The organism is Streptomyces sp. SAS_270, assembly GCF_052543295.1.
The window spans coordinates 1-12478 of record NZ_JBMNDS010000004.1 but is presented as its reverse complement, the minus strand read 5'-3'; the positions used below and the strand labels follow the sequence as shown (position 1 = coordinate 12478).

The 12478-nt window shown below is 71.1% G+C and carries 14 protein-coding genes; 5 read left to right on the top strand and 9 right to left on the bottom strand.

Annotation, left to right across the window (positions count from 1 at the left end; all coding sequences use genetic code 11):
* The 4 genes from ACN6LB_RS03945 to ACN6LB_RS03930 all read right to left on the bottom strand — a co-directional run bounded on the left by ACN6LB_RS03945 (position 1) and on the right by ACN6LB_RS03930 (position 2403).
* Positions 1-786, bottom strand: a complete 786-nt coding sequence (locus ACN6LB_RS03945) for a hypothetical protein (RefSeq protein ID WP_445024574.1) — start codon at positions 784-786, stop codon at positions 1-3.
* A gap of 44 nt (positions 787-830) precedes the next feature.
* On the bottom strand, positions 831-1124 hold the full coding sequence (locus tag ACN6LB_RS03940) for a hypothetical protein (RefSeq protein WP_356147732.1): 294 nt from the start codon (positions 1122-1124) through the stop codon (positions 831-833).
* A gap of 419 nt (positions 1125-1543) precedes the next feature.
* Positions 1544-1831, bottom strand: coding sequence for a hypothetical protein (locus ACN6LB_RS03935; RefSeq protein WP_445024573.1), 288 nt, complete (start codon positions 1829-1831; stop codon positions 1544-1546).
* The gene (locus tag ACN6LB_RS03930) at positions 1828-2403 is read right to left on the bottom strand and encodes a DUF6668 family protein (protein ID WP_356147724.1); all 576 of its coding nucleotides are present in this window, start codon (positions 2401-2403) and stop codon (positions 1828-1830) included. Before ACN6LB_RS03930 ends, ACN6LB_RS03935 begins: the two co-directional genes overlap by 4 nt.
* A 172-nt stretch (positions 2404-2575) precedes the next feature.
* Between ACN6LB_RS03930 and ACN6LB_RS03925 the strand changes: the two genes are divergently transcribed.
* From ACN6LB_RS03925 to ACN6LB_RS03910, 4 genes are all read left to right on the top strand, one after another.
* On the top strand, positions 2576-3616 hold the full coding sequence (locus tag ACN6LB_RS03925) for a peptidoglycan DD-metalloendopeptidase family protein (RefSeq protein ID WP_445024572.1): 1041 nt from the start codon (positions 2576-2578) through the stop codon (positions 3614-3616).
* Positions 3617-3705: 89 nt separating this feature from the next.
* Positions 3706-4434, top strand: coding sequence for a hypothetical protein (locus ACN6LB_RS03920; RefSeq protein ID WP_445024571.1), 729 nt, complete (start codon positions 3706-3708; stop codon positions 4432-4434).
* 8 nt (positions 4435-4442) lie between these two features.
* Positions 4443-6218 carry a hypothetical protein gene (locus ACN6LB_RS03915; protein WP_445024570.1) on the top strand — a complete coding sequence of 592 codons (1776 nt, stop codon included), beginning with the start codon at positions 4443-4445 and terminating at the stop codon, positions 6216-6218.
* 130 nt (positions 6219-6348) lie between these two features.
* Entirely contained in the window at positions 6349-6810 is a 462-nt protein-coding gene (locus ACN6LB_RS03910; protein ID WP_445024569.1) for a hypothetical protein, read from the top strand.
* Between the two features lie 18 nt (positions 6811-6828).
* Here the strand turns inward: ACN6LB_RS03910 and ACN6LB_RS03905 are convergent, their stop codons facing one another.
* The 3 genes from ACN6LB_RS03905 to ACN6LB_RS03895 form a co-directional block, all read right to left on the bottom strand.
* Positions 6829-7287 (bottom strand): VOC family protein, encoded by a 459-nt coding sequence (locus tag ACN6LB_RS03905; RefSeq protein ID WP_356147704.1) that lies wholly within the window; start codon positions 7285-7287, stop codon positions 6829-6831.
* A 129-nt stretch (positions 7288-7416) separates the two neighbouring features.
* Entirely contained in the window at positions 7417-8376 is a 960-nt protein-coding gene (gene rarD / locus ACN6LB_RS03900; RefSeq protein WP_445024708.1) for an EamA family transporter RarD, read from the bottom strand.
* A gap of 238 nt (positions 8377-8614) precedes the next feature.
* Entirely contained in the window at positions 8615-9469 is an 855-nt protein-coding gene (locus ACN6LB_RS03895; protein ID WP_445024568.1) for an SDR family oxidoreductase, read from the bottom strand.
* Positions 9470-9561: 92 nt separating this feature from the next.
* Between ACN6LB_RS03895 and ACN6LB_RS03890 the strand changes: the two genes are divergently transcribed.
* Entirely contained in the window at positions 9562-9969 is a 408-nt protein-coding gene (locus ACN6LB_RS03890; protein ID WP_356147697.1) for a winged helix-turn-helix transcriptional regulator, read from the top strand.
* A gap of 143 nt (positions 9970-10112) precedes the next feature.
* Here ACN6LB_RS03890 and ACN6LB_RS03885 read toward each other — a convergent pair whose 3' ends face one another.
* Together ACN6LB_RS03885 and ACN6LB_RS03880 are read right to left on the bottom strand one after the other, a co-directional pair.
* Complete coding sequence (locus ACN6LB_RS03885; RefSeq protein ID WP_445024567.1) at positions 10113-11192, bottom strand: 2-oxoacid:ferredoxin oxidoreductase subunit beta; 1080 nt, start codon at positions 11190-11192, stop codon at positions 10113-10115.
* Positions 11185-12478, bottom strand: a 1294-nt coding sequence (locus ACN6LB_RS03880; protein WP_445024566.1) for a 2-oxoacid:acceptor oxidoreductase subunit alpha, incomplete at its 5' end; no start/stop codon positions are given. The genes ACN6LB_RS03880 and ACN6LB_RS03885, both read right to left, overlap by 8 nt.

Here is a 12478-nt window from a genome sequence, read left to right as displayed (position 1 = left end):
TCACGCCTCCCAGGTGACGAAGCCCTTGGTGCCCCCGACCTGGGCCATCCCGGCGTACACCGTGCCGTCCGCGTCGGGCGCGAGCTTCCAGTCGCCGTCCTGCCAACGCACGCTCACCGAGGCGGAGCCGTACGCGGCGTTGGGGCCGCGGAGCAGGAGCATGACGGTTGCCTCTTCCTTGTTGTAAGCGAGGACGGAGAAGCCGGCGTAGCCTCCGGCGTCGGCCTTGCCCGAGGTGGGCTTGTCGTCGTCCTGCGAGCGGCTGGCGATCAGCGCGTCCCGGCCCGCAGCCGGCACGACCTGACGGTCGACGACCGTGCGCCAGCCCGGGTAGCTCAGGTGGTCGGTGATGGAGTGGGCGGCGAGCACCGCGCCCATCGGTGTGTGCGCGAAGCAGGACCACACGGGCCCGTCGTACTTGAGCGGGCCGGAGGTCTTGGACACCGGCACCAGACCGGTGCCGTCCGCCTTCCAGTGGAAGTCCGCGGGGACCTTGGCCGGCTTGGCCTGGTCCTTGTCGTCGGTGCGGCAGCCGGCGGGCCGGGTGTCCGACCCGCCGCCGCTGCCCTTGTCGCCGCTGTGGTCGCCGTCGTCCTTCGTGGCGGTCGCCGTCGGGGTCGGGTCCGCCGCAGCGCCCGCCGGCTTGTCGTCGTGGGTGGCCATCGTGAAGACGGCGAGGACGAGCAGCACCAGCAGGAACCCGGCCGAGAGGATCCAGCCTCGCTGCTGCCAGAACGGCTGCTCCCACTCCCCGCTGCCCCCGCGGGACCGGCCGGAGTTCAGCATGCTTGCGCTCCCTTCGAATCAGTGGGTGTCGGACGGGGCTTCGGTCACGCGAAGACGAAGGTGACGACGGGGCCGGCGGTGGCGACCAGGACACAGCCGCCGAGGACCATGCCGAGGCGGCCCATGTGCTCCGAGCCCTCGCCGCGGCGCATGGAGATCGCCATCATGGCGCCGGTGATCAGGACACCCGCGACGCCCGCCGCGGTGCCGGCCCAGGCGAGGATGCCGAGGACGGTGTCGACCTTGCCGGTCAGTTCGGTCGGCGCGTCCTTCGTGGGGTTGGGGACCGTTCCGTCCGCCAGGTAGATGTGGGCCTTGGCCGCTATCGCGTTGAACATGACTACTCCCCGATGTGGTCGGCTGCCGCCGACGTAGTGCGTGCTGTGAGCGGTGGTTGCGAAGGGCGCCTCGTGTGAGGCGAGTTCCGGTGGAGGGCGGATGTTCCGCCCGGGTTCCCGGCTGCACAGTGAGCTTGGCGACTCCTGTGAGGTTGAGCCAAGCGATGTAGTGATCCAGCACCAGTCGGTGACGTGTCCGTGACAGACGGGAAGATCTCGTCACGTGAGCGGGGCGTCAGAGCCGGGGCATGACAACGAATCAGGTCCGGGCCCGAGGCTGAGTCGGAGCTGGGCCGGAGCTGGTTCGGTCTGAGTTCGAGGTGATTCGGCCTGGTTCGGGCCGAATTCGAGCTGGGTTCGGCCTGGTTCGGGCCGAGTTCAAGCTGATTTCGGGTGCTGACGCGGGTGCTGACGCGGGATCAGAGCCAGGGCATGACGGTGGAAACGATCGGTCCTGCCGTCGCGCCGATCACACAGGCGCCCATCACGATCAGGAACTGGCTCAGATGTTCCTCGCCGTCACCGGTCCGTACGGCGATCGCCATCCGGGTGCCCACGATCAGCAGTCCGGCCACACCCGCGGCCGTGACCATCCAGGCCATCCAGTTCAGCACCGTGTTGAGCGGTCCGGTCACGTTGGCGCCCGCGGCGAGGGTCGAGCCAAGAGGCGTGTCCAGTACGGCGTTGGCCAGTTGCAGTGTGCTCATCGGTTGCCCCTCCTTGCGGGCAGGGGGGCCGGGCCCCCGGTCAGTCGGGCCAACTGGGCGCACTCGCGCGGCGGTTCGGCGGCCAGGTCGCCGGTGCGCCACGCGGGCACCCACGGCACGCGGTAGACGTCGATCACCGAGGCGATCACCTTGATGCGCTGGGTGAGTTGCCGGGGCAGCCGGCCGGGCGCGTCCGCGACCAGCACGATGGCGTCGAGGTCGAGTCCGGGCGGCGCGTCGCCGCGCCGGAAGATGTCCAGGGTGTGTGACACGGCCTCCAGCCCCGCGGCGTGTGTCCGCCCGACGAGGAGGACCGATCCGGGCTCGCCCTGGTCCGGCCGGGGCCAGCTGCGGCCCGCGTCATGGCCGCCGAAGACGGCGGAGAGTGTCGAGGCGCCGGCGCCGCCGTGTGTGGCGACCCAGGCGAACTGCCTTGCTGTTACCAGGAGTTGACCGGGGTCGTCCGGCTGTGGCTCCGGTTCGCCGCCGGTCAGCGGCCCGCGTATCCAAATCTCGGGCCCGATCTCGGCCCCCTTCGCGCCCTGTTGCGCGATCCCCTGCGTTGCCTGCATCGCCAGTTCCCTTCGTCGTCGCCCACCGATCTTCACGTCGCCCGGACGGGTTCGGTAACGGGGCGTGAGTTCCTGGGACGAGCCTGTGACGTCGCAGTGACGCGGGGAGCGGGTGTGAGCCGAGAGACTCAACGTCGTACACACGACCGGATCTTGAGGCCGAGGGGAGCCGATGTCCAACGGGGGCGGAAGCATGGGCTGGGTGGTCGGCGGCTGCGTCGCCGCCGTGCTCATGCCGGTGATCATGATGGTCGCGGTGAGTGGCGGCGGTGAGGGCGCGGCCGCCGAGGGCCAGGGAAGCGGTGTCGGCGGCGGGCTCAAGGAGGGCGAGGTACCTGCGCAGTACGTGCCCTGGGTCCTGAAGGCGGGTGGCATGTGCGAGGTCATCAAGCCGGCCGTCATCGCGGCGCAGATCGAGGCGGAGTCGAACTGGGGACCCGACCGCGTGTCACCCGTCGGTGCCCAGGGGCTGTCGCAGTTCATGCCCGGCACCTGGACGACCTGGGGCCGCGATGACGACGGCAACGGCCGGGCGTCCCCGTTCGACCCCGGCGACGCGATCATGGCGCAGGGCCGCTACGACTGCGCCCTCGCCAAGCAGGTCCAGGGTTACAAGGACCGTGGCCAGGCGTCGGGCGAGACCCTTGACCTGGCGCTCGCGGCGTACAACGCCGGCCCGGGAGCGGTGCAGCAGTACCACGGCATGCCGCCGTACCAGGAGACCCAGGGCTACGTCGCCCGCATCAAGTCACTGATACCCAAGTACGAGTCGGTGGACGACGCACCGGGCAAGATTCCGGACGGGCAGCAGATGGCGATGCCGATTCCCGGCAACCCGCCCGTCACCTCTCCGTACGGCATGCGCATGCACCCGATCCTGCACGTCTACAAGCTGCACACCGGTATCGACTTCGGCGCCGCGGCCGGTACGCCGTTCAAGGCGGCCCGGGACGGTACGGTCACCTTCGCGGGCTGGTCCACCGGTTACGGAAACCGCGTGATCATCGACCATGGCACCATCAATGGCGACCACATCGAGACGACGTACAACCATATGTCCGCCCTCAGCGTGAGTGTGGGGCAGAAGGTCAAGGTCGGGCAGCAGGTCGGCGCGGTCGGCTCGACCGGATACTCGACCGGACCGCACGCGCACTTCGAGGTCATGCAGAACAGCAAGTACGTGGATCCGGCACCCTGGCTGGGGCTGAAATGACGGCCGACGGGCAGGCGGACGTGCGGGCCGCAGCGCGCACGGACACCAGGACCCGCAGGAGTGCGGGCACGAGAAGGAGGGAGGCGAGGATGCGTACGAGGACGATCGGCGCCGTGGCGGTGTCCCTGGCGGGGCTTGTCGCGTTGACCGGCTGTGGTCTGAAGGACCAGGGCGGATCGGTGGGTGCGGCGGGTTCGTCGCCCTCCGCCGCCCCCTCGGTGGCGCCGAAAGCGCCCCTGCCGTCGGGAAAGCCGCTGGGTGCGGACGCGCAGGTGCCGAGCCCGACGGGCGTCGAGGCCACGGATGCGACGGCGGTTTCGAAGGCGTGGACGGAGGTGGCGTACGGCTATGACACCAAGTACGACACCAGCCCGCACGACGCCGTGCTGCGCTCGGCGCGCTGGTTCACGGCGAAGAAGGCCGCGGACGAGCGTTCGTACCGCCCCGCGAGCGGGGCGGGCGACGCGTGGAACGTCTGGGCGGACCACAAGGCGTGGACGACGGTGTCGGTGACCTTCGACGACGACGGCGACGGACCCACCGACACCTCCTCCCTCGCCTACCGGGCCCTCTTCGTCAACGGCAAGGCCCACGGCCGCGACGGCTGGACGGGGACGGGTCCGCGCGCGAACGTCTTTCTGACACTGACACGCTCGGGCAAGGGCAAGCCGTGGCGGGTCAGCCAGGTGACGACGGTGGATGCGGCGGTGCCGCCGTCCGCCTCCCCGTCCGTGTCATCGTCGGAATCCGCCTCCTCCTCGTCGTCCTCTGCCGCTTCCTCGTCCTCTGCCTCTTCCTTCTCTGATCAACCCGTGTGAGGGAACCGATGTCTCGACTCAGCCGCGAACAGAAGCGGGAACTCAAGCGGGCACAGCGTCGTTCCGCGCCGGGTAACGCCTCCGAGGGGCAGGCGCCTCCCGGGGTGACGCCCATCGACGTCCACGTGCCCGCGTCCGGGGCCGCGCTGGTGGGCGGCATGCCGATCGTCGCCGCCCAGGGCGAGACCGCCCAGGACGCCGTCCTCAACTACCTCCACCGCCTCGCCCTCGCCACCGGCCACCCGGTCCTCGCGACGGTCCGCGACGAGTGCATCGGCTTCGTCGTCCCGCTCCACGTGGACGTGGACGGGTCGAGCCGGTACGCGGGGGAGCCGGTACGGGTGGGGCCGCCGGCGACCGCCGAACCGGCTCCGCCGACGCCGGACGTGCCGGCCATGACCGTTATGCCCGTCATGCCCGCCGCTCCCGTGGCCGCCGCACCCGCTGCCGAGGCACCTCAGGCACCTCAGGCGCCGCAGGTGCCCCAGGCATCACCGCCGGCGCCCCAGGCGCCTGCCCCGCCCGAGGCGCCGCCCGTTCCGGCCCGGGACAAGGCTACGCATGTGCTGCGGGCGGTGGAGGAGCCGACCGGGCCCACGCCGTCGACGTTCGTCCTACGGGCGGTGCCGGAACCGGAGCTGGAACCGAAGCCGCTGCCTGCGCCTGCGCCCGCGACGCCTGCTCCTGCAGCGTCCGCCGCTGTGTCCGCGGCTGCGGCTGAGCCTTCGGCACCCGCCACTGCTCCCGCCCCGGCGGCCCCCGCCTCCGCCAGTGCCGGAGCGGCGACGTTCGTGCTCCGCGCCGTGCCGGAGCCCGAGCGGGAGCCCGAACCCGAGCCGGAGTCGCAGTCGCCGCAGAAGGCCGTGTCCCCTCCCCAAGTGGCCGCTCCAGTAGGGGAGTTCGGCCCGGCGACGGGGTACGGTCCGGCCGTGGAGCCGACCGGCGGCCCGGCGCGGCCGGCCCCTCCCGTACCGATGACGCCGCTGGCGTGGGAGAAGAACGGGGCCCAGGAGGCCGCCGTACCGGAATCCACGCCGCGTCCGCCGGTCACGGAGCCGGTGCCCCCCACCCCGAGGCCCGCGGTCATCGACCCCGTGCCCACCCCGCTGCCGATGGTGGCCCCGGCGCCCGCCCCGAAGCCGGCACCCGCCGTGGCGGCCATGCCGGTGATGGAGCCCGAGCCGGAGCCGAAGCCTGCGCCTGTACGGGGCTTCGACGCGGTCGCGGAGGCCGTGCTGGCGCCGAGTCCGGAGGACGGGTCGGCGGCCGGAGCGGGTTCGCAGGACGTTCCGGGCTTCCTCGCGGAGCCGGTGGCGCAGATCAACGAGGCCGTGAAGATGGGACGGATCGAGGCGGCCGCGGAGATGGCCGAGCGGGCCGTCGCGGAGGCCTCGGCGTCCCTCGGCCAGGAGCACCCCGAGGTGCTGCGCCTGCGCGAACTGACCGCGTACATCGCCTACTTGGCCGGGGACGCGCTCCGGTCCTTCCACCTGTCGCTGGACCTCGCGCAGGTCCGCCGACGGCACCGGGACCCGCGCGCCGCGTACGGCAACGTGCAGAGCGCGGCGGCGGCCTGGCGTGCGGTGCGCGACCCGTACCAGGGACTGCACCTCGGCCGTGACCTCATCGGCGTGTGGAGCGAACTCGCGGCCGACAGCGGCCCCGCCGCCGACGACATCGAGCAGCTCGAATCGGCCCGCTCCCGTATGAACCGCCTCGCCGAGCGCGCCCGCGCCATCGTCGACAACCCCTACAACCAGAGCCCCCGCGCCCATGGCCAGTGACCGCAACGACCCGAGGCCGCTGCCCGTGCACGCGCTCCCTGCAGTTGACCCCACGGGCGCCCACGCAGGTGGCCGCCCGGGCGAGCGTTCAGCCGCGGCCCACCGACGCTCGCCCCGTCCCCGGGTCGAGGTGTCCGTCAACGAGCTGACCGGCACGATGAGTTGGCGCACGATTCAGCCGGGCGGCAGCCGGAGCGGTGCGCGGCGTGACCGTACGGCCGCGCCCCACTCCTCCGCGGCCGACCGCCGGGGAAAAGCCGCCGCTCTCCGCGCCGCCGGCCTGGACCCGGCTCGCGTCGCCTCCCGGGGTGCGGCCCCGATCCCGGCACACCCCGCCGCCGTACGGGCAGCGGTGGGCGTCTCCGTGGAGACGCTCACCCCCGGCCAACTCCAGCATCATCTGGCCCTGGTGGGCGCCCTGCGCTCCCGGGTCGCGGGCGACGCCGCCCGAGGCACCCGTATGCCGTCGACGGTCGCCGCCCGTCTGCGCTCGGAATCCACACCGGGACGGGTACAGGCGCTCACCGTGGAACGCGCGTCCGCGGTGAGGGAGTTGGGTGCGAGGAGCCAGGCCCCCGGCCCGCGCCGCTGAGGGGCCGCTCCCGTCACGTCACTGCACGCAGAACTCGTTGCCCTCGGGATCCGCCATCACGACCCACTCACCCCCGGGCTCCTTCACATGGCGCAGCACGCTCGCACCGAGCCCCTCCAGGCGCTCGACCTCGGACGCCCGCCGCTCGGCCCCGACGTGCAGGTCGGGGTGGAGCCGGTTCTTCCCGGACTTCGCCTCGGGCACCCGCTGAAACAGCAGCCGCCGTCCGAGCCCGGTCCCGCTCTCCTCCTCGTACGGGTCGTCCGGATGCCGTACGGCGGCCAGGTCACGCCACGCCTTGCGGCCGTGCGACTCGACGGTGAGCTCGGCCGGTACGGCGCCGACGCCGAGCAGGCGCTCGATCAGCGGGCTGTTGTCCTCGACCCGGTACCCGAGGGCGCCGGCCCAGAAATCGGCCTGGGCGTGCGGGTCGGCAGTGTCGATGACGAGCTTCCAGTGCAGGGGAGTGTGCGTCATGAACCACTTGTATGGGTTGCATGAGCGAGCGGGCAAGGGAATCGCCGGGATCGACCGTCATGCCGTACGACGGAAGCTCGACGGCTCGGCATCCACGGGGGCCGGCCCCCATGTCGTACGACGGAAGCCCTACGGCGTGGCGTCCACCGGGTCGGGGCCGGATGCCATGCTCTCGGCCTTCCGGGCCGCGCCGGCCGTGCCCGCCGTCGCGGTCGCGACGGTGGGCCTCGGGATGCTCGCCTCGGCCCTGAGCGTGCGCGCAGCGCGGCGCGCCGTCCGCAGCGCGTCCCACGTCAGCAGGGACAGCGCGAGCCAGACCAGTGCGAACCCGGCCCAGCGCTCGGGCGGCATGGCCTCGTGGAAGTAGAGGATCCCGATCAGGAACTGGAAGACGGGCGCCAGGTACTGGAGCAGCCCGAGGGTGGAGAGGGGCACCCGGATCGCGGCCGCGCCGAAGCAGACGAGGGGGAGCGCGGTCACCAGCCCGGTGGACGCGAGCAGCGCGGCGTGGCCCCCGCCCTGCGCGGCGAAGGTCGCCTCGCCCTTCGACCCCAGCCACAGCAGATAGGACAGCGCGGGCAGGAACTGGATCGCGGTCTCCGCGGCGAGGGACTCGATGCCGCCGAGGTTGACCTTCTTCTTCACCAGTCCGTACGTGGCGAAGGAGAAGGCGAGGCACAGGGAGATCCACGGGGGCTGCCCGTACCCGACGGTGAGCACGATGACCGCGGCGAAGCCGACGCCGACGGCCGCCCACTGCACGGGCCGCAGCCGTTCCTTCAGCAGCAGGACGCCCATGGCTATGGTGACCAGCGGATTGATGAAGTAGCCGAGCGAGGCCTCCACCACGTGTCCGGTGTTCACGGACCAGATGTAGACGCCCCAGTTGACGGTGATCACGGTCGCCGCCACGGTGATCAGCCCGAGCTTGCGCGGCTGCCGCAGCAGCGGGCCGAGCCAGGCCCAGCGCCGCATCACCAGCAGTGCGACGCCGACGACGCCGAGGGACCACACCATCCGGTGGGCGAGGATCTCGACGGCTCCGGCGGGCTTGAGCAGCGGCCAGAAGAGGGGGACGAGCCCCCACATGCCGTACGCGGCGAAACCGTTCAGCAGCCCGATGCGCTGCTCACTCCTGGAGCCCTGCTCGCTCTTCGACTCCACGGCCACCGGCTCCTCCTTCGCGCGCGGCTGCTCCCGTGCAGCCTCCACGAAGGTAACGCCGAGCACCCCCGCCTGTCATGTCCGTATCGCCATACGGTCATGACAGGCGGGGGTGGCGTGAGGGAGGCCGGTTTCTGGGGCTCAGCCCTGGCTCAGTCCTGGCTCAGCCCTTGAGGGCGGCGGCGAGGGAGTCGGCGATCGGCGTGGTCGGGCGGCCGATGAGACGGGACAGGTCGCCGCTGGTGACCACCAGTTCGCCCTTCTCGACGGACGCGTCCACGCCGGCCAGGACCTGGGCGAAGGGCTCGGGCAGGCCGGCGCCGACGAGGATGCCGACGAGGGTCTTGGTGTCGACGGGGTTGTTGGCGATCTCCTTGCCGGCCTGCTTGCCCACCTGGGCCGCGTACTCCGCGAAGGACCACGCCTCGTCGCCGCCCAGCTCGTACGTCTTGTTCTCGTGGCCCTCGCCCGTCAGTACGGCCACGGCGGCGGCCGCGTAGTCGGCACGGGCGGCGGAGGAGACTCGGCCTTCGCCGGCGGCGTGGGTGACGGCGTTGTACTCCAGTACGGGGGCGAGCTGCTCGGTGTAGTTCTCGTGGTACCAGCCGTTACGCAGCAGCGTGTAGGGCAGGCCGGAGGCCAGGAGGGCCTGCTCGGTGCCGCGGTGGTCGTCGGCGAGGGCGGCCGTCAGGCTGCCGGGGGCGCTGGTGTAGGCGAGCAGCGCGACGCCGGCCGCCTTGGCGGCGTCCAGTACGACCTTGTGCTGGGCGACGCGGTCCTTGCCGACCTCGCTGCCCGAGATGAGCAGCACCTTGTCACCGGCGGAGAGGACGTCGGCGAAGGTCTCGGGCGCGTCGTAGTCGGCGACGGCGATCCGCACGCCGCGGGCGGCGAAGGCGGCGCCCTTCTCCTCGCTGCGGACCACGGCCGTGATCTGGTCGGCCGGAACCTTCTCCAGCAGGCCCTCGATGACGAACTTGCCCAGGTTTCCGGTGGCTCCGGTGACGACGATGCTCATGATTTCGCAGCTCCTTGTGGGGTGGGTCTGGCACTAACCCTAAGGGCAGCGCTAACTTCTGGAAAGTACCCACTTTGAAGTAAGGTACTGGCATGGCCGTAAGTGAGACAGCAAGCAAGGGTTCCGTCACCGGCAAGTGGAACGTCGAGGGCGAGACGATGTGCCCGCACCGCCTGGTCCTCGAACACGTCACCAGCCGCTGGGGCGTCCTCGTCCTGATCGAGCTCCTGGACCACCCGTACCGCTTCAGCGAGCTGCGCCGGGCGATCGGCCGCGTCAGCGAGAAGATGCTCGCCCAGACCCTCCAGACCCTGGAACGCGACGGCCTCGTCCACCGCGACGCCAAACCGGTCATCCCCCCACGCGTCGACTACTCCCTCACCGACCTGGGCCGCGAGGCCGCCGAGCAGGTGCGCGCGCTGGCCGAGTGGACCGAGCGACGCATGGGAAACGTGACCGAGGCGAGGGAGACATACGACGCGGGCCGCGCGGCCGACTGAACGAATGCGGGCGGCACTGCGGGGGCGCACATAGAGCGGGCGTCGGCATGGAGGGCTTCGCCACCCGTGGTCTCGTCTCCCGCCGCACACGAAGGGCCTGGGTGCACTCAACGCACCCAGGCCCTGTCGCTGTCAGTTCCCCCTCAGCCCACGACCGTCCAGGTGTCGCCCCCCGCGAGCAGCGCGGCCAGGTCGCCCTTTCCGTTCTGTTCGATGGCGGTGTCGAGTTGGTCGGCCATCTGGGTGTCGTAGACGGGGCGTTGGGCGGAGCGGAAGACGCCGATGGGGGTGTGGTGGAGGGTGTCGGGGTCGGCGAGGCGGGAGAGGGCGAACGCGGTGGTCGGGGACGCGGTGTGGGCGTCGTGGACCAGGATCTGCGACCGGTTCTCCTCGGTCACCGTGACGACCTTGAGGTCCCCGGTGCCCGGATCGCGTACGACACCGCGCGCGCCGTCCGTGCCGAAGCGGATGGGCTGCCCGTGTTCGAGGCGGATGACCGCTTCCTCGGCCTGCTGCCTGTCCTTGAGGACCTCGAAGGCGCCGTCGTTGAAGATGTTGCAGTTCTGGTAGATCTCCACCAGGGCGGTGCCGGGGTGGGCGGCGGCCTGGCGCAGGACCTCGGTGAGGTGCTTGCGGTCGGAGTCGACCGTCCGGGCCACGAACGACGCCTCCGCGCCGATCGCGAGGGAGACCGGGTTGAAAGGCGCGTCCAGCGAGCCCATCGGCGTCGACTTGGTGATCTTGCCGACCTCGGAGGTCGGGCTGTACTGGCCCTTGGTCAGGCCGTAGATGCGGTTGTTGAAGAGCAGGATCTTCAGGTTCACGTTGCGGCGCAGCGCGTGGATGAGGTGGTTGCCGCCGATGGACAGCGCGTCGCCGTCGCCGGTGACCACCCAGACGCTCAAGTCCCGGCGGGAGGAGGCCAGTCCGGTGGCGATGGCGGGGGCGCGGCCGTGGATGGAGTGCATGCCGTAGGTGTTCATGTAGTACGGGAAGCGGGAGGAGCAGCCGATCCCGGAGACGAAGACGACGTTCTCCTTGGCCAGGCCGAGTTCGGGCATGAAGCCCTGCACGGCGGCGAGGATCGCGTAGTCACCGCAGCCCGGGCACCAGCGCACCTCCTGGTCGGACTTGAAGTCCTTCATGGACTGCCGGCCCTCGGCCTTCGGCACTAGAGAAAGCGCCTCGATCGTGCCCGCGCCTTCCGTGGACGTCTCAGCCATCGATGGCCTCCTTGAGAGCCGTGGCGAGCTGCTCGGCCTTGAACGGCATTCCGTTGACCTGGTTGTACGAGTGCGCGTCCACCAGGTATTTGGCCCGGATGAGGGTGGCGAGCTGGCCGAGGTTCATCTCGGGGATCACCACTCTGTCGTAACGCTTCAGCACCGTCCCGAGATTCCGCGGGAAGGGGTTGAGGTGGCGCAGGTGGGCCTGCGCGACGGCCTCCCCGGCCGCGCGCAGCCGCCGTACCGCCGCGGTGATGGGTCCGTAGGTGGATCCCCAGCCCAAAACCAGCGTGTGGGCGTGGTGGGGGTCGTCGACTTCCAGGTCGGGGACGTCGATGCCGTCGATCTTGGCCTGCCGGGTGCGGACCATGAAGTCGTGGTTGGCGGGATCGTAGGAGATGTTGCCGGTGCCGTCCTGCTTCTCGATGCCGCCGATGCGGTGTTCCAGGCCGGGTGTGCCGGGGATCGCCCACGGGCGGGCCAGGGTCTGCGGGTCGCGTTTGTAGGGCCAGAAGACGTCCGTGCCGTCCTCCAGCGTGTGGTTGGGTCCCTGGGCGAACTGCACCCGCAGGTCCGGGAGTTCATCGATCTCCGGGATGCGCCACGGCTCGGATCCGTTGGCGAGATAGCCGTCCGAGAGCAGGAAGACCGGGGTGCGGTAGGCCAGCGCGATCCGCGCCGCCTCCAAAGCGGCGGTGAAACAGTCCGCGGGGGTACGCGGCGCGATCACCGGCACCGGCGCCTCACCGTTGCGGCCGTACATCGCCTGCAGCAGATCCGCCTGCTCCGTCTTGGTCGGCAGCCCCGTCGAGGGGCCGCCGCGCTGGATGTCGATGACCAGCAGCGGCAACTCCATCGACACGGCCAGCCCGATGGTCTCCGACTTCAGCGCCACCCCCGGCCCCGACGTCGTGGTCACCGCCAGCGAACCCCCGAACGCCGCACCCAGCGCCGCCCCGATGCCCGCGATCTCGTCCTCCGCCTGGAAGGTGCGCACCCCGAAGTTCTTGTGCCTGCTCAGCTCGTGCAGGATGTCGGACGCCGGAGTGATGGGGTAGGAGCCCAGATACAGCGGCAGATCCGCCTGCCGGGACGCGGCGATCAGCCCGTACGCCAGAGCCAGGTTCCCGGAGATGTTGCGGTAGGTGCCCGCCGGGAACGCCGTGGCGGCCGGCGCGACTTCATAGGAGACCGCGAAGTCCTCCGTCGTCTCCCCGAAGTTCCAGCCCGCCCGAAACGCCGCAATGTTGGCGGCCGCGATCTGCGGCTTCTTCGCGAACTTC